We start from the raw sequence: 15,860 nt of genomic DNA on the forward strand, positions 1-15,860 counted from the left end.
TGTGACGATGGCAGCGGCCGCGCCTACTTGCTGAACGGCACTTCGGCGCGCAGATATTCGCCGGTGGCGATATACATGACGTCGAAATTGACATCGATGGCGCCGGCATTGAGCACGATCTGCGCGCTGATGCCGATCTCCTTGCCCACTTCATCCTGGTCGCGCTCGCGCAGGTTGAAAATCAGGCCGCTGCCGCGCTTCTGCCCGACTGCAATGCCGCTAAAGGCGACATTGGAGGTCATGGCGGCCTCGTACCGCTTGCTGGCCTCGACATAGGCTATGGTGCCGTTCATCGATAGCTGGCTGCCGGCCACGGTGCAGCGCCCGCTATAATTGACCTTGTCCTGATTGCCTGGCTTGAGCGAGAGGCGGCACACCACGGTTTCCGAACTGGCGCCCGTAACGGTGCCGCGCCCGCGCCAATCCCCGATATAGGATTTGAGCAGGCCCACATCGGCTGGCGCCGCATGGGCCGGCAGGGCAGCAGCGCCCGCAATGAGCAGGCCCAGGGCCAAAGCACGCGACACGAGCGCGGAAAAGGTCATTGCGGGTGGCTCCAGTCAGCACGCCGAATCATCGTGTCATTGTTGTAGTCGGGAGCCAAATTCGCGCGCAAGGCGGGGCACTGACTTGTGCGGTTGCCTTCTCCCGCAGGGGGAGAAGGCAGGTCGGGTGGTCAGGCCGAAGCCGATCGGGATTACCCCACCAGCGCCGCGCGGTTGGCTGCCAGGAACGCCGCCAGCGTTTCCGGCTTGCGGCCGCTGAACTGCTCGACCGTGCCGGTTACAATGGCATGATACTGATCGGCGGCATCCACATCGAACGCCACCATCACATCGGCCATGCCTTCGGGCAGGCCAGCGGCGATCAGGCCGCCGCGCAGCTGCTCGCCGGTCAGCCCGACGCGCGCCACCGGCTTGCCGCTTGCCTTGGCGAATTCGGCTGCCAGTTCTGCCTGAGTCACGGCCGCCGGGCCGGTCACGTCGAAAATGGCCTGGCCTTCGGCGGTCAGCAGCGCACCAGCCGCGGTGCGGGCGGCGTCGGCCCGCGTCACATAGGAGCGGCCGCCACCGTTGGTTGCGTCATAAAGGTGGCCCGAGCCGATGGCCGGCGCGGCGCCGAGCAGGCTGATTTCGGCATAGATGTGATTGCGCAGGAAAGTGAAATCGAGCCCGGACGCGGCAATGGCCACCTCGGTCCAATAGTGCTCGGGCGAAACACCGGTGCCTGGGTTGGGACGGGGATTGGGTGCTGAAGTATAGACGATGTGCTTGACGCCGGCGACCTGGGCCGCCTCTACCGCATTTTTCTGCTGCGCCACGCGGCTGCCCACCGCATCGGTGCTGATCAGCAGCACACGCTCCACGCCGGCAAAGCCGGTGGCAAGGCTGGCCCTGTCGTCAAAGTCGAGCTGGCGCACTTCAACGCCGCGGGCGGCCAGATCGGCCAGCTTGGCGGGATCGCGCGTGCCGGCGATGAGCTTGGTGGCGCCGCGCGCCAGCAATTCTTCCACCGCCAGGCGCCCGAATTGCCCCGAGGCGCCAGTTACCAAAAGCGTATTGTTCTTGAAGTCTGCCATGTGTCTCTCCTTGGTCAAACACCGCTCCCTTGCAGCACAGGCGCTGAGAGAGTAAGTATCGAATGGAGAGTGCTATCTAATGTGCCTGCTCACGGCGCGAAAGGAGGCACTTTGCCGGGACAACGTCACCTCAAGGTAACCACCATGCGCGCCGCACTCGAAGAAGCCACAGTCTTTGTTGAAAAATGGAGCGCCAATGTCGGCCTGCCGGTCGGCAATTGCCCGGTGCGCGGTGTGCTCGACAAGATTTCCGACAAGTGGAGCATGCTGCTGGTGATGACGCTGGCCAGCGGCCCCAAGCGGTTCAATCAGCTGCGCCGTGAAATCCCTGATATTTCCCAAAAAATGCTGACCCAGACGCTGCGCGACCTGCAACGCGACGGCATGGTTTCCCGGCAGGTCTTCGACACCAAGCCGCCCTCCGTGGAATACCGCCTCACCGCTTTGGGCGAATCCGTTATCGTCCCCTTCGGCTATCTGATCCGCTGGGCCGACGAGAACTTTGCCGATATCGACCGCTCCCGCGCCGAGTTCGACCAAGCCGCGTGAGGCTGCTTTTTTTGCGCGCGCAATAGTCGAAGCCATGGGAAGCCGCGCGTCGAGGTGATGAACCGGCCTGTCGCCGGCCAGCCAAATCGGAAGGGAATTCCCCATGCGCCTGAATGCAATCGAAGTCGTCACCCTGTTCGTCGAAGATATCGCCGCGGCCAAGAGCTTCTACCAAAAGGTCTTTGCCGCCGAAATCGTCGGTGAAGACCCTGTCTCGGCGTTGCTCAAGTTCTCTGGCTCTATGCTCAATCTGCTTGCTGCCAGTCAGGCCCCTGAGCTGGTCGCCCCGTCGCCAGTCGGCGCTACGACCTCCGGCGCCCGCATGCTGCTCACGGTCCGGGTCGATGACGTCAACGCCACTTATGCTGATTTGCAAAGCCGCGGCGTGACTTTCCTCAATGGCCCGATGGATCGGCCCTGGGGCCGCCGCACGGCCGCCTTCGCCGATCCGGCAGGGCATGTCTGGGAGATTGCGCAGGAGATTTAGGCCAGGGCTAAAGCGCCACCCGCGGCGGCCGGACGCGTAACGAAGCCGTTGCCGATCTGCGCCGCCGTTCCTCGGCCTTGCAATTGCGGATGATGCCGCGAACCCGCCGGATGACGCCGACGCCAAGCCCTGGCTGTTTCAGCAGCTCGGGGCCTTCCATTTCGTCGATTTCACCCAGCGTCTTGAGCCCCGCCGATTGCAGCAGCTTGCCAATGCCATCGAGCGATCGCAGATCAATCACCGCGATGTTTTGCCACTTTTCCGCCCCGCGAAGCCACGCCCGATAAGTATCTGCCATGGCCCTGCATAGTGCAGCGGGGTGGCGATGACCAGTCTCGGTGGCCTAGCGCACCCCGGCTTCCAGGATACTCAGTCGTCCCGAAGCACAATCGATCAGCGCCTGCACGCCATAGGGCAGGGTGAGCATGGGCTGGGTATGTCCGAAATCCAGGCCCGACAGCACTGGGAGGCCAGCCAACCCACTCTCTGCCAGCACCGATACGAGCACTTGTTCCAGTTTCTCCTGGTAGCGCGCGTCGCCTTTAGGATCCGGCCGCGCCAGCAGGATGCCGTTGAGCACACCAAGAATACCCTGCGCCGCATAATTGCGCAGCCAATAGCGAAAGAAGCCAGGCGGAGGGGCCTCCTCGGAGGTCTCGATGAAAAGGATCGCCCCGCGCCATGCGTCCAGCGGAGGCCACCACGCGGTGGCCTTGACCATTTCCAGCACTTCGGCACATCCGCCCAGCAGATGCCCCTGTGCGACGCCGGTGCCCTGCAGCACACGTACCGGATCGGCGGGCTGCAGCACACGCCGCTGGTCCTGCAGCGCAGGATTGCCCCAGCCCAGGCGCTCGGCTGTCCAGCCTTCCGTATTCACCGGCACCAGCCCCGGCGGCTCATGGCTGAACAGCGTCTGCCGCACGCTACCGGCGGTATAGTCATGCATGCCGCCATTCTCGGCAAAGCCGGCCATGATGCTGGGGCCGTAAAACGAGGTCAGCCCGGCCGCAAAACAGGCCAGATGCAGGCTTGTCGTGTCCGAGAAGCCGAGAAAGACCTTGGGATTGTCGCGGATGACCGCGAGATCGAGATAGGGCAGCAGCCGGATGGAATCGTCCCCGCCAATGGTGCAGAAAATCCCCGCAATGGACGGATCGGCAAACGCGGCCATCAGATCCTGCGCCCGCGCCTGGGGATTGGCCGCAACCCGATCGGCATCCGCCAGCGTGTGCACCATCTCGACGACGCTCACCCCAAAAGCGGCTTCGAGCTGCCGCTTGCCGGCCTCATAACGCTGCGGAAACGCACCCGGTCCACCCCATGACGGCGACACCGCCGCGATCCGGTCGCCGGGCATAAGGGCGCGGGGCTTTCGCAATGATGCTGCTATCATCCGCGTCCTCTCACGGTGTCGATCCCGCGAAAGCGGCAACCTCCGTTTCCTTTATTTCAGTCGCAAGACGCAATGGCGAGCCCGCTTTGTCCCCGCCCCACGCCTCTCCACAGCTTCCCCCGGCAAAAATTAGCATTTTTGGCGCAGATCGCTTACATATTGGCTAGTTCGAACAACCAAGAATCACCCAGTGACCGATACGCCTGACAACGGAACCGGCGCGCCGCAGCCGTCCGACATTTCCCTGATCTCGATCACCGACGAGATGCGCAAATCCTATCTCGATTACGCCATGAGCGTGATCGTGAGCCGGGCGCTGCCCGATGTGCGCGACGGGCTCAAGCCAGTGCATCGCCGCATCCTGTTTTCGATGAACGAGAACGGCTACGAATATAACAAGCCCTATCGCAAATCGGCCCGTGTGGTCGGCGACGTTATCGGTAAATACCACCCCCACGGCGACAGCGCGGTCTATATGGCCCTGGTGCGCATGGCCCAGGATTTTTCCATGGGCGAGCTGCTGGTGGAAGGGCAGGGCAATTTCGGCTCGGTCGATGGCGATATGCCCGCCGCTATGCGTTATACCGAAGTGCGCATGCAGCGCATCACCAATTCCCTGCTCGATGACCTCGACAAGGACACGGTCGATTTCCGCGACAATTATGACGGCTCCGAGCATGAGCCGACCGTGCTGCCGGCCCGGTTCCCCAATATGCTGGTCAATGGCGGCGGCGGCATCGCCGTGGGCATGGCCACCAATATTCCTACCCACAATCTGGGCGAGACGATCGACGCCGCGCTGTTGATGTTGGACAATCCTTCTGTCACCACCGAGCAAATCCTCGAAGTGCTGCCGGGTCCCGACTTCCCGACAGGCGGCATTATTCTGGGCCGCGCCGGCATCCGCTCGGCCTATGAGACGGGCCGTGGCTCGGTGCTGGTGCGTGGCCGGGTCGCGATCGAGGAAGTGCGCAAGGAGCGCGAGGCGCTCATCATCACCGAGCTGCCCTATCAGGTGAACAAGGCCACTCTGGTCGAAAAGATCGCCGAACTGGTGCGCGACAAGCGCATCGAGGGCATTGCCGACATGCGCGACGAATCCTCGCGCGAAGGCATGCGCGTCGTGGTCGAAATCAAGCGCGACGCGCTGGCCGATGTCGTGCTGAACCAGCTTTACCGCTTCACCCAGCTGCAATCGTCGTTCGGCTGCAATTTTGTGGCGCTCAATGGCGGCAAGCCGCAATTGATGAACCTCAAGGAAATCCTAGAGGCCTTCATCGCCTTCCGCGAGGAAGTGGTGACCCGTCGCGCCCGGTTCCTGCTCAACAAGGCCCGTGACCGCGCCCATATCCTGGTCGGCCTGGCCGTTGCCGTCGCCAATATCGATGAAGTCATCGCGCTGATCCGCACCGCGCCAGATCCGGCGACGGCGCGCGAGCAATTGATGACCCGCCGCTGGCCCGCCAGCGACGTGGCGCCGCTGATCGCGCTGATCGATGATCCGCGCCACCGCATCAATGACGACGGCACTTTCAATCTCTCCGAGGAACAGGCCCGCGCCATTCTCGAATTGCGCCTTGCCCGCCTGACTGCGCTGGGCCGCGATGAAATCGGCGACGAACTCAACGGCCTGGGTGCTGAAATCGAGGACTATCTCGCTATCCTGCGCAGCCGCGAGCGCGTGCAGACCATTATCCGCGAAGAACTGATCGCCATCCGTGATCAGTTCGCCACGCCACGCCGCACCGAGATTTCCGACGTTGCCGGCGATTTCGACGACGAGGACCTGATCGCCCGCGAAGACATGGTGGTCACCGTCTCCCATGGCGGCTACATCAAGCGCGTGCCGCTCTCGACCTATCGGGCGCAGAACCGTGGCGGCAAGGGCCGCTCGGGCATGGCGACCCGCGACGAGGATTTCGTCGCGCGGCTCTTCGTCGCCAATACCCATACCCCGGTGCTGTTCTTCACCAGCCGCGGCATCGCCTATAAGCTCAAGGTCTGGCGCCTGCCGCTGGCCGCCGCCAATGCGCGCGGCAAGGCTTTGATCAATATCCTGCCCCTCGAGCAGGGCGAGCGGATCACCTCGATCATGCCGCTGCCCGAGGATGAGGATAGCTGGGCAAACCTGGACATCATGTTCGCCACGACCCGCGGCACGGTGCGCCGCAACTCGTTGGCCGACTTTGTCGAAGTGCGCCAGAACGGCAAGATCGCCATGAAGCTCGACGAGGGCGACCAGATCGTGGGCGTCGAAACGGCCACCGCCAATCATGACGTGCTGCTGACCACGGCTCTGGGCCAGGCCATCCGCTTCCAGGTGGATGATGTCCGCGTGTTCAAGGGCCGCGATTCCATGGGTGTGCGTGGTATTCAGCTGGCCAAGGACGACGTGGTCATCTCCATGGCCGTCATCAACCACTCCGACGCCACGGCCGAAGAACGTGCCGCCTATCTCAAGATGAGCCGCGCGGTGCGTGGCGAGGAACAGTCCGAAGAAGCGGGCTCGGACGAGGGCGATGTGGTTGCCGGCGAGCTCAATCAGGAGCGCTACGCCCAGATGTCTGCCATCGAGCAGTTCATCCTGACCATCTCCGAAAACGGCTATGGCAAGCGCACCTCCAGCCACGAATACCGGATCACCGGCCGTGGCGGTAAGGGCATTGTCGCCATGGCGGTCAACAAGCGCAACGGCAACCTCGTCGCCAGCTTCCCCGTGGCCGATGATGACCAGATCATGCTGATCAGCGACGGCGGCCAGACCATCCGCCTGCCGGTCGGCGGCGACAAGCCCATCCGCATCGTCTCGCGCGGCAGCCAGGGCGTCATCGTCTTCGATACGGCCGAAGACGAAAAGGTGGTGTCCGTCGAGCATATCAGCGAGCCGGAGGACGACGAGGAAACCCCGGATACGCCCGAGGCGCCGGCTGACGAATAAGAAAAGGGCGCTGCGGCGCCCTTTTTGTTGGTTGGTCTGTGGAGAGCAGCTGGGAAAGTGAAGGAATCAGAGGTTCCCGCCTGCGCGGGAATGACACCGAGAGAGGGGCATGTTCTGCGCAGACCCCCTCCACCCACAATGTCATTCCCGCGAAAGCGGGAACCTCCGTTTTGTGAGTTTAGGCCTACCTCCGGTTTGACACTTTCGCACCCGCCTTGCGAAAGTGCCGATGCAATGGGGAGGCAGAAATGAACAAGGGCTCGTGCCTATGCGGCGCCATCAGCTTCACGGTCGAGGGCGCTTTGCCGATGGGCTCGGCCTGTCACTGCACCAAGTGCCGCAAGCATACCGGGCATTATGAGGCCGGCGTCGATGTGCCGCGCTCGGCGGTGACGATCGAGGGCGGGGAGCATGTGACCTGGTATCATTCGTCGGAAAAGGTCCGGCGCGGCTTTTGCGCTATCTGCGGCTCGTCGCTGTTCTTCGATCCGGTGGATCGCGACTGGATCGGGATCTCCCTGGGCGCGTTCGACACGCCCACCCATACCAAGCTGGCGATGCATATCTTCGTGGCGGACAAGGGGGATTATTACGAGATCGCGGACGGCGTACCGCAGAATTTGCAGTGAGTGGGTCGTGGGGCGCCGCCACAGGGTTCCATCCACAGTGTCATTCCCGCGAAAGCGGGAACCCCTGTTTGCGATGTTCAGGAAGAAAACAGAGGTTCCCGCTTTCGCGGGAATGACACCGAGGAGGGGGGTGTTCCGCACGGAACCTATCCACTGACGAGGTCAGCGGGGACACCTCACCGAACGTCATCCCCAAACAAAAAGGGACCCTTTCGGGTCCCTTTTCTCATTGCACCAACGCGGCTTAGGCCGAGTAGTACATTTCGTATTCGACCGGGTGCGGGGTCTGCTCGAACTTGACGACTTCGGTCATCTTCAGCTCGATATAGCTGTCGATCTGGTCGTTGTCGAACACGCCGCCGGCGAGCAGGAACTCGCGGTCGGTGTCGAGGCTGGTCAGGGCTTCGCGCAGCGAGCCGCAAACGTGCGGGATCTGCATCAGTTCCTGGCGCGGCAGCTCGTACAGATCCTTGTCCATCGGCTCGCCAGGGTGGATCTTGTTCTTGATGCCGTCGAGGCCGGCCATGAGCATGGCCGAGAAGGCCAGGTACGGGTTGGCCAGCGGATCGGGGAAGCGGATTTCGATGCGCTTGGCCTTCGGCGACTGGCCGAAGGGGATACGGCAGGAAGCCGAACGGTTGCGGGCCGAATAGGCCAGCAGCACGGGGGCTTCAAAGCCCGGCACCAGGCGCTTGTAGCTATTGGTGGTCGGGTTGGTGAAGGCATTGATCGCCTTGGCGTGCTTGATGATACCGCCGATGTAATACAGCGCTTCCATCGAGAGGCCCGCATACTGGTCGCCGGCGAACAGCGGCTTGCCGTCCTTCCAGATCGACTGGTGGCAATGCATGCCCGAGCCGTTATCACCGAAGACCGGCTTTGGCATGAAGGTCACGGTCTTGCCATAGGCATTGGCGACCTGGTGGATGACATACTTGTAGATCTGCACGTCATCGGCAGCCTTGATCATCGGCGCGAACTTGATGCCGAGTTCGTGCTGGGCCGAGGCCACTTCGTGGTGGTGCTTTTCGACCACGACGCCCATGTCGGCCATGGCGGCAAGCATTTCGCCGCGAATGTCCTGGGCGCTGTCGAGCGGGGGAACCGGGAAATAGCCCTTCTTGAGACCGATATGGTGGCCGGAATTGCCGGCTTCATAGGCGGTGTCATTGTTGGAGGGCAGTTCGGGATGGTCGACTTCAAAACCCACCTTGTAGGGAGTGTTGGAGTACTTGACGTCATCGAACATGAAGAATTCGGGCTCGGCGCCGAACACGACCGTGTCGCCAATGCCCGAGGCCTTGAGGAAGGCTTCAGCCTTCTTGGCCGTGGTGCGCGGATCGCGGCTGTATGGCTGGTAGGTCAGGGGCTCGAGGACGTCGCAGTTCACCACCAGCGTGGACGCGCCGAAGAAGGGGTCCATATAGTGCGAATTGGGATCGGGCATCAGCACCATGTCGGACTCGTTGATGGCCTTCCAGCCACCGATCGAGGAACCGTCGAACATGGTACCTTCTTCGAACAGGTCCTCATCGACGATCGACACGTCGAGCGTGACGTGCTGCAGCTTGCCGCGCGGATCGGTGAAGCGCAGGTCGAGATACTTGATGTTCTCGTCTTTGATCTTCTGAAGGAGGTCGCTTCCGGTGGTCATTAGGTCTTCCCCTGTCTAAATCGGAATGCTTGTTGTTTGTTCGGGCGGCTGGCGTCTAAAGGGGAGGGCCCTCAGAGCGCGTCGTCGCCAAATTCGCCGGTGCGGATTCGGATAGCCTGCTCGATCGAGTAAACGAAGATCTTGCCATCGCCAATGCGACCAGTTTGTGCTGCGTTGCGGATCGCTTCGATGGCTTTTTCGGCTAGCTCGTCGGGGCACACGACCTCGACCTTCACCTTGGGCAGGAAATCCACGACATATTCGGCGCCGCGATAAAGTTCAGTGTGGCCCTTTTGCCGGCCGAAGCCTTTCGCCTCGGTAACGGTGATGCCCTGCAGGCCAACCTCCTGCAGTGCCTCTTTGACTTCGTCGAGCTTGAACGGCTTTACGATAGCCTCGATTTTTTTCAATTGAGCCTCCACGTGCCTGACTTAGGCGGATACCGCCATCCCGTATGCACGGCCTGTGCCACGCTGGCGGAAACATAAAAAAGATCGATTTGTTAATGGCTTACTGGCTTGTCCTGAAGTTTATAAGCACCACCAGCGTGCAGTCCATGATCAAAATAGCGCCGTGATGCACAGATTTTGTGCACTTATCCATCCTTCGTTGAACGAGCCGAGCCAAAAATGACTATGATGACGCCACTGCAATGTGTCCAGCTGCAGTTCGAGGCCTATAATGCACGCGATCTGCCGCGGTTTCTGTCGGCCTTTGCCGAGGATATCAGCAGCTTCCGCTTGCCGGACATGACACCGCTATTGGCCGGAAAAGCGGCTTATGGCGAATTCTATGGCAAGGAACGGTTCGTACATGCCGGGCTGCGGGCCGAGCTGGTCAATCGCATTGCGCTAGGCAACACGGTGATCGACCATGAGGTGATCCATGGCCTGGGGCCCGAACCCATCGAAACGGCTATCATGTTCGTCATCCGCGACGGCTTGATCGCCCAGGTCTTCGCCATTCCCGCAAAATAGCCAACCAAGGCTTTGACTGGCAGTACAAGTTAGGCTAGACCCACGCGCAACCCGGCCAGACGGGTACCCTTGCGGGTGTGGCGGAATTGGTAGACGCACTGGATTTAGGTTCCAGCGCCGCAAGGCGTGGAGGTTCGAGTCCTCTCACCCGCACCACATTGGACACTGGCCCTGACATTAATTGAATACGGGATTGAACCGAATGCAGGTTACCGAAACCCTCAATGAGGGCCTGAAGCGCAAGCTCAGCGTTACCATTCCGGCCGCCGACCTGGTCACACGCCTCGATGCCAAGCTCCAGGAGCTCAAGGGCCAGGCCAATATCAAGGGCTTCCGTCCGGGCAAGGTGCCGACCTCTTATCTCAAGAAGGTCTATGGCCGCTCTGCCATGAGTGAAGTGATGACCGACGCGATCAACGCGACCGTCTCCGAGACCCTGGACAAGCGCGAAGAACGCGCCGCCGCTCAGCCCAAGGTTGACCTGCCTGAAGATCAGGCGGTGATCAACGAAGTGCTCGACGGCAATGCCGATCTGGCATTCGTGGTGGAATATGAAGTTCTGCCCCCGGTCGAACTGATGGACCTCAAGGGCGTCAAGCTCGACAAGCCCGTCGTTGAAGTGACCGACGAAGAGCTGGATGCCGAAGTCAATCGCGTGTTCGCGCAGAACCGCGGCTATACCGACAAGGGCGACGAAGGCGTTGTCGAAAACGGCGACCGCCTGGGTCTGTCCTTCGTGGGCAAGATCGACGGCAAGCCCTTCGATGGCGGCACCTCCGACCATGCGCACCTCACTGTTGGCTCGGGCGAGTTCATCCCCGGCTTTGAAGAGCAGCTGATCGGCGTCAAGAAGGGCGGCTCCAAGGAAGTCAAAGTGACGTTCCCGGCCGACTACCAGAGCGAAGAGCTGGCCGGCAAGGACGCCGTGTTCGACGTCACCGTGCTGCATGTCGATGGCCCCAATACGGGCGAGCTGGACGACGAATTCGCCAAGCGCCTCGGCGTTGAAGACGTCGCGGCCCTGCGCAATGCCGTCAAGGAGCAGATGGAAGCAGCGCTTGCTTCGATGAGCCGCCAGCACGTCAAGCGCCAGATTCTGGACGCACTCGACGACGGTCACAAGTTCGACGTCCCGGCCCAGCTGGTCGATGCCGAATTCGAGACCATCTGGAGCCGCGTGCAGCACGAAGTGGAAAGCCACGGCCGTTCCTTCGAAGACGAAGGCACCACCGAGGAAGCCGCTCGCGAGCAGTACCGCAAGATCGCCGAGCGCCGCGTGCGCCTGGGCCTGGTCGTTGCCGAAATCGGCAACAAGAACGACGTCAACGTCACCGAGGAAGAGCACCAGCAGGCACTGATCGCCGAAGTGCGCCGCTTCCCCGGCCAGGAACAGCAGGTCTATGACTATTACCGCAAGAACCCGCAGGCTCTTGCCGGTCTTCGCGCTCCGGTGTTCGAGAACAAGGTCGTCGACTATGTCGCTGACCTGGGCGAAATCACCGACAAGAAGATGACCCGCGCCGAACTTGCCAAGCTGATCCAGGCTGACGAGGACGAGGTTCCGGAGGAACACCACCATTAAGGTGTTCTGATCTATTTCAGGATTTTTAGAGCCGCCCAGAAATGGGCGGCTTTTTGTTTTTGCTGTGGACGCTGTGTTTGACCTCATCCTGAGCCTGTCGAAGGACGACGGCAAACCTGCCACAGTGCCACGCCCTCGTGGTTCGACAGGCTCACCATGAGGTCTGTTGGAAATTCGGAGTTGCCCCGTTGATCGCTTCAAGCACCGATATCCTGCTCACCCCCAGCCAGATGGCCGAGGCGGATCGCCTTGCCGTGCAGGGCGGCGTCAAGTCGCTGGCCTTGATGGAGGCGGCGGGCAAGGCCGTGGTCGAGGCCATTACCGAGCGCTATTACCAGCGCTCGGCCCTGGTCCTGTGCGGGCCGGGTAATAATGGCGGCGACGGATTCGTCGTGGCGCGGCTGCTCAAGCAGAAGGGCTGGCCGGTGCAATTGCGGCTGATCGGCTCGCGCGAGGCGCTCAAAGGTGACGCGGCAGTGATGGCGGGCCAATGGACCGGCCGGGTGGAGGCGCCCATGGCTGCGGATATCGAGAATGCCGACCTGGTGGTGGATACGCTGCTGGGGGCCGGGCTTGACCGTGACGTAGAGGGCGATTTCAAGAACATTATCGAGGCGGTGAACGCCAGTGCGCGGCCCGTGGTCAGCGTGGACGTGCCCAGCGGTATTGATGGCGCGACCGGAAGGGTGCGCGGCGCCGCTATCCACGCGGAAATGACGGTGACCTTCTTCCGGCTCAAGCCGGGGCATCTGTTGCAGCCGGGACGCGCGCTATGCGGGGACGTGGTGCTGGGCGACATCGGCATTCCCGATACCGTGCTCAACCAGATTGCGCCAAATGCCTGGCAGAATACGCCCAGCCTGTGGTCGCTTCCCGCGCCGGGCGACGAGGGCAACAAATTCGATCGCGGCCATTGTGTCGTCATGTCCGGCGGGCCGTTGCAGACCGGGGCGGCCCGGCTGGCGGCCATGGGGGCGTTCCGAGCGGGGGCCGGGCTGGTGTCGCTGACGGGGTCCGAGCAGGCGCTGCTGGTGCATGCGGCCCATGTCACCGCCATCATGCTCAAGCCGGCGGAAGACGCGGCCGCCTTGGCGGAATTGCTGGGCGACAAGCGGGTGCGCTCGGTGGTGATCGGCCCGGCGGCGGGGATTGGGCAGCAGACGCGGGACAATGTGCTGACTGTGTTGGCGTCGGAGGCAGCAGTGGTGCTCGATGCCGATGCGCTGACCAGCTTTTCGGACGGCGCAAGCGCGTTGTTCGCGGCCATCCGGGCCAAGCCGCGCCCGGTGGTGATCACCCCGCATGAGGGCGAATTCCAGCGGCTGTTTGGGGGTGTGCCCGGCGGCAAGCTCGACATGGCGCGAGCCGCGGCGGCGCATTCGGGCACTATCGTCGTGCTCAAGGGCAGCGATACGGTGATCGCTGCGCCGGATGGCCGCGCCGCCATCAATGCCAATGCGCCCGCCTGGCTGGGCACGGCCGGCTCGGGCGATGTGCTGGCCGGCATGATCGCCGGGCTGATGGGGCAGGGCATGGACGGCTGGGAAGCGGCCTGCGCCGGCGTGTGGCTGCATGCGGAAGCCGCGAACCGCTTCGGCGGGCCGGGGCTGATCAGCGAGGACCTGCCGCTGCTGATCCCCGGTGTGCTGGCAAGTCTTTAGGAGCGCTTGCGCGCCACGATATAGGGGCGGTTATCGTTTCCCTTGGTCGCGTGATTTTCCACTGCGACGATCTCGAAACCTGCGGCTTTGATCTGCTGTTCGAGCTCTGCCGCGCGGAACACGCTGGCATGCGGGGCCTTGCCGATGGCGCGCATGGCCGGCAGCAGGAGCATCCAGATCAGCGGGTTCATCTCGCCCACACAGGGCGTCTTGGAAATGAACACGCCATCGTCCACGAGCAGTGCATGGATCTGCCGCAGGGTGGCGGGTACGTCGCGGACCAGGTGGAGATAGTTGAAACCCAGGATAGCGTCGAACTGCCCCGCATCAGGTGCCATCGCCTCGGCGGTCGCGGTGCGGAAGGACAGTGCGGGGACGGGCTTGGCGGTGTGTTTTTCCTCGGCAATGGCGATCATCGCTGCGGAAATATCGGTCGCCAGATAGAGGCGGACATCGCCCGCCAGCAGCAGCGCGGTGCTTCCTGTGCCGCAGCCCAGTTCCAGCACGCGCGAATCGGGGCGCAATAGGGCGCGGGTACGGTCCAGCGTGCGGTCATACCCTGCCTGGTCCGCCATCGCGGATGCGGCATAGTGGCGGGATGTCCGGTCCCAAAACCGGGCGTCGCTCTCGGTGCTCATGGTGATGTGCTCCTTGGGCCGACGCCCGGCCTCTGGCTTAAGCCTAGTTTATCGCATTCACACTGATCAACTGGCCGGAAAAGCCGCAGGAAGCGCCGTGATAGGCGATACAGCCGCTGCGTTCCTCGATATTGAGGAAACCGTCCTCGTCGAAATTGACGCCGATTTCGCAATAGCGCTCATTGGTCAGCGGGCTACTGGAGTTCTGCACATAATCTTCGTTCTCGACGAAGAAATTGCCGCCTGTCTCGGTCATGATCATTTCTCCGTCGATACCGCCGCCACAGCCGGGAATGTCGTTTTCCATCGGCACGGTCGTGCTGATCGAGATGGCGTAGATGTCGTCCTGCAAATGGGTGATCTCGGCGCTCAACTCGCCTTCGCCGGAGCCGACAAACTGCCCCACCTTGTCGCCCAGCGGGCCGGTATTCTCCTGGGCGAAGACGGGGCTGGCAAAAAGAGCCAGAGTTGCAGCAAAAACACTTAGTCGGATCATCAGGTCACCGGGTAATCGAGTTGGACATTATCGTTAGACGCCACCGCACCATCAAACCTTTGGCGGAAATCTGCAAAATCGTACTTTCGCCGGCCTGATCGAGGTGCATTGTCGCGCGCCCGGCAATTGTCTAGAACCTGCGCCCATGAAACAAGTCACTTTCACCCTTTCCGCCACCGACGGCATGGCCCGGCGCGGCCGTATCGACATGCCGCGTGGCGATATCCAGACGCCCGCCTTCATGCCCGTGGGCACCGCCGGTACCGTCAAGGCCATGTATCCCGAGCAGGTCCGCGCCACCGGCGCCGATATCCTGCTGGGCAATACCTATCACCTGATGCTGCGCCCCGGCGCCGAGCGCGTCGCCTCGCTGGGTGGTCTGCACACCTTCATGGATTGGGAGCGCCCGATTCTCACCGATAGCGGCGGCTTCCAGGTCATGTCGCTGGCCCAATTGCGCAAGCTCACCGAGCGCGGCGTCACCTTCAAATCGCATATCGATGGCTCCTCGCACGAGCTGACGCCCGAGCGTTCCATCGAAATCCAGACCTTGCTGGATAGCGACATCATCATGCAGCTCGATGAATGCATCGCACTGCCCGCCGAGCGCAAGGAAATCGAGCGCGCCATGGAGCTTTCGCTCCGCTGGGCCGATCGCTCCAAGACCGCTTTCAACAACCAGCTCAATCGCGCCCTGTTCGGCATCGTGCAGGGCGGCGACGACGCCGAGCTGCGCGCCCGCTCGGCGCAGGGACTCAAATCCATCGGCTTTGACGGTTATGCCGTGGGTGGCCTCGCCGTGGGCGAGCCGCAGGAGGTAATGTTCCGCGTGATCGAGGACATCACGCCTGAGCTGCCGACCGATCGCCCACGCTACCTCATGGGCGTCGGCAAGCCCGACGACATTCTGGGCGCCATTGGCCGGGGCATCGACATGTTCGATTGCGTCCATCCCACCCGCGCTGGGCGCCACGGCCATGTCTATACCCGGTTCGGCGTCATCAACCTGAAAAATGCCCGGCATAAGGATGATCACCGTCCGATCGACGAGGCCTCGCCCAATCCAAATTGCCGCCGCTTTTCGCGCGCCTATCTCCATCACCTTGTTAAGACTGAAGAGATTTTGGGCGCAATGGTCCTTTCCCAGATCAACCTGCACTATTATCAAGAGCTGGTGCAGGGCTGCCGGGGGGCAATCGAGGCCGGCCGGTTTACCGATTTTGCGGCGGAAACGCGGGCGGCATGGGCCGCTGGCGATCTGCCGGTTCTTTAAC

16 protein-coding genes and 1 tRNA gene are annotated in these 15,860 nt (G+C 62.2%); 9 read left to right on the forward strand and 8 right to left on the reverse strand.

Annotated elements, in window-relative coordinates; all coding sequences use genetic code 11:
- Positions 1–23: 23 nt before the first annotated feature.
- Both FF80_RS00055 and FF80_RS00060 read right to left on the reverse strand, forming a co-directional pair.
- A complete protein-coding gene (locus FF80_RS00055; RefSeq protein ID WP_035096623.1) occupies positions 24–545 on the reverse strand; it encodes a hypothetical protein in 522 nt (173 codons plus the stop codon).
- Positions 546–697: 152 nt separating this feature from the next.
- The gene (locus tag FF80_RS00060) at positions 698–1,579 is read right to left on the reverse strand and encodes an NAD(P)H-binding protein (protein ID WP_035096625.1); all 882 of its coding nucleotides are present in this window, start codon (positions 1,577–1,579) and stop codon (positions 698–700) included.
- A 111-nt stretch (positions 1,580–1,690) separates the two neighbouring features.
- Here FF80_RS00060 and FF80_RS00065 point away from each other — a divergent pair, with 111 nt between their 5' ends.
- Positions 1,691–2,128, forward strand: coding sequence for a helix-turn-helix domain-containing protein (locus tag FF80_RS00065; protein ID WP_244445664.1), 438 nt, complete (start codon positions 1,691–1,693; stop codon positions 2,126–2,128).
- 103 nt (positions 2,129–2,231) lie between these two features.
- A complete protein-coding gene (locus tag FF80_RS00070; protein ID WP_035096627.1) occupies positions 2,232–2,615 on the forward strand; it encodes a VOC family protein in 384 nt (127 codons plus the stop codon).
- A 7-nt stretch (positions 2,616–2,622) separates the two neighbouring features.
- Here FF80_RS00070 and FF80_RS00075 read toward each other — a convergent pair whose 3' ends face one another.
- Positions 2,623–2,913, reverse strand: a complete 291-nt coding sequence (locus FF80_RS00075) for a hypothetical protein (protein WP_035096628.1) — start codon at positions 2,911–2,913, stop codon at positions 2,623–2,625.
- A 45-nt stretch (positions 2,914–2,958) separates the two neighbouring features.
- On the reverse strand, positions 2,959–4,011 hold the full coding sequence (locus FF80_RS00080; RefSeq protein WP_035096629.1) for a S66 peptidase family protein: 1,053 nt from the start codon (positions 4,009–4,011) through the stop codon (positions 2,959–2,961).
- Positions 4,012–4,201: 190 nt separating this feature from the next.
- Here FF80_RS00080 and gyrA point away from each other — a divergent pair, with 190 nt between their 5' ends.
- Together gyrA and FF80_RS00090 are read left to right on the forward strand one after the other, a co-directional pair.
- On the forward strand, positions 4,202–6,949 hold the full coding sequence (gene gyrA, locus FF80_RS00085) for a DNA gyrase subunit A (protein WP_035096630.1): 2,748 nt from the start codon (positions 4,202–4,204) through the stop codon (positions 6,947–6,949).
- Between the two features lie 248 nt (positions 6,950–7,197).
- Positions 7,198–7,578, forward strand: a complete 381-nt coding sequence (locus FF80_RS00090; RefSeq protein WP_035096631.1) for a GFA family protein — start codon at positions 7,198–7,200, stop codon at positions 7,576–7,578.
- A gap of 244 nt (positions 7,579–7,822) precedes the next feature.
- Here FF80_RS00090 and glnA read toward each other — a convergent pair whose 3' ends face one another.
- The gene (gene glnA, locus FF80_RS00095) at positions 7,823–9,232 is read right to left on the reverse strand and encodes a type I glutamate--ammonia ligase (RefSeq protein ID WP_035096632.1); all 1,410 of its coding nucleotides are present in this window, start codon (positions 9,230–9,232) and stop codon (positions 7,823–7,825) included.
- 71 nt (positions 9,233–9,303) lie between these two features.
- Complete coding sequence (locus FF80_RS00100) at positions 9,304–9,642, reverse strand: P-II family nitrogen regulator (protein ID WP_035079039.1); 339 nt, start codon at positions 9,640–9,642, stop codon at positions 9,304–9,306.
- A 219-nt stretch (positions 9,643–9,861) separates the two neighbouring features.
- Here FF80_RS00100 and FF80_RS00105 point away from each other — a divergent pair, with 219 nt between their 5' ends.
- From FF80_RS00105 to FF80_RS00120, 4 genes are all read left to right on the forward strand, one after another.
- Complete coding sequence (locus FF80_RS00105) at positions 9,862–10,209, forward strand: nuclear transport factor 2 family protein (protein WP_200877141.1); 348 nt, start codon at positions 9,862–9,864, stop codon at positions 10,207–10,209.
- Between the two features lie 71 nt (positions 10,210–10,280).
- A tRNA-Leu gene (locus FF80_RS00110) sits at positions 10,281–10,365 on the forward strand.
- Positions 10,366–10,411: 46 nt separating this feature from the next.
- On the forward strand, positions 10,412–11,791 hold the full coding sequence (gene tig, locus FF80_RS00115) for a trigger factor (protein ID WP_035096633.1): 1,380 nt from the start codon (positions 10,412–10,414) through the stop codon (positions 11,789–11,791).
- A 188-nt stretch (positions 11,792–11,979) separates the two neighbouring features.
- Positions 11,980–13,452 (forward strand): NAD(P)H-hydrate epimerase, encoded by a 1,473-nt coding sequence (locus FF80_RS00120; RefSeq protein WP_280113881.1) that lies wholly within the window; start codon positions 11,980–11,982, stop codon positions 13,450–13,452.
- On the opposite strand, the gene FF80_RS00125 is transcribed toward FF80_RS00120, so the two are convergent.
- Both FF80_RS00125 and FF80_RS00130 read right to left on the reverse strand, forming a co-directional pair.
- Positions 13,449–14,090 carry a class I SAM-dependent methyltransferase gene (locus tag FF80_RS00125; RefSeq protein ID WP_035096634.1) on the reverse strand — a complete coding sequence of 214 codons (642 nt, stop codon included), beginning with the start codon at positions 14,088–14,090 and terminating at the stop codon, positions 13,449–13,451. The genes FF80_RS00120 and FF80_RS00125 overlap by 4 nt on opposite strands.
- 43 nt (positions 14,091–14,133) lie before the next feature.
- Positions 14,134–14,586: a hypothetical protein gene (locus FF80_RS00130; RefSeq protein WP_052153005.1), complete on the reverse strand. Its 453-nt coding sequence runs from the start codon at positions 14,584–14,586 to the stop codon at positions 14,134–14,136.
- Between the two features lie 145 nt (positions 14,587–14,731).
- On the opposite strand from FF80_RS00130, the gene tgt reads away from it, so the two are divergent.
- Positions 14,732–15,859, forward strand: a complete 1,128-nt coding sequence (gene tgt / locus FF80_RS00135) for a tRNA guanosine(34) transglycosylase Tgt (protein WP_035096635.1) — start codon at positions 14,732–14,734, stop codon at positions 15,857–15,859.
- Position 15,860 lies beyond the last annotated feature (1 nt).

Origin of the sequence: Devosia sp. LC5, assembly GCF_000735585.1 — a bacterium.
Classification (GTDB): domain Bacteria; phylum Pseudomonadota; class Alphaproteobacteria; order Rhizobiales; family Devosiaceae; genus Devosia.

What these genes read in the sequence shown, in the direction of transcription:
- FF80_RS00055 (WP_035096623.1), bottom strand. Translation starts at nt 545, where the DNA reads ATGACCTTTTCCGCGCTCGTGTCGCGTGCTTTGGCCCTGGGCCTGCTC.
- FF80_RS00060 (WP_035096625.1), bottom strand. Translation starts at nt 1,579, where the DNA reads ATGGCAGACTTCAAGAACAATACGCTTTTGGTAACTGGCGCCTCGGGG.
- FF80_RS00070 (WP_035096627.1), top strand. Translation starts at nt 2,232, where the DNA reads ATGCGCCTGAATGCAATCGAAGTCGTCACCCTGTTCGTCGAAGATATC.
- FF80_RS00075 (WP_035096628.1), bottom strand. Translation starts at nt 2,913, where the DNA reads ATGGCAGATACTTATCGGGCGTGGCTTCGCGGGGCGGAAAAGTGGCAA.
- FF80_RS00080 (WP_035096629.1), bottom strand. Translation starts at nt 4,011, where the DNA reads ATGATAGCAGCATCATTGCGAAAGCCCCGCGCCCTTATGCCCGGCGAC.
- FF80_RS00090 (WP_035096631.1), top strand. Translation starts at nt 7,198, where the DNA reads ATGAACAAGGGCTCGTGCCTATGCGGCGCCATCAGCTTCACGGTCGAG.
- glnA (WP_035096632.1), bottom strand. Translation starts at nt 9,232, where the DNA reads ATGACCACCGGAAGCGACCTCCTTCAGAAGATCAAAGACGAGAACATC.
- FF80_RS00105 (WP_200877141.1), top strand. Translation starts at nt 9,862, where the DNA reads ATGACTATGATGACGCCACTGCAATGTGTCCAGCTGCAGTTCGAGGCC.
- tig (WP_035096633.1), top strand. Translation starts at nt 10,412, where the DNA reads ATGCAGGTTACCGAAACCCTCAATGAGGGCCTGAAGCGCAAGCTCAGC.
- FF80_RS00125 (WP_035096634.1), bottom strand. Translation starts at nt 14,090, where the DNA reads ATGAGCACCGAGAGCGACGCCCGGTTTTGGGACCGGACATCCCGCCAC.
- FF80_RS00130 (WP_052153005.1), bottom strand. Translation starts at nt 14,586, where the DNA reads ATGATCCGACTAAGTGTTTTTGCTGCAACTCTGGCTCTTTTTGCCAGC.
- tgt (WP_035096635.1), top strand. Translation starts at nt 14,732, where the DNA reads ATGAAACAAGTCACTTTCACCCTTTCCGCCACCGACGGCATGGCCCGG.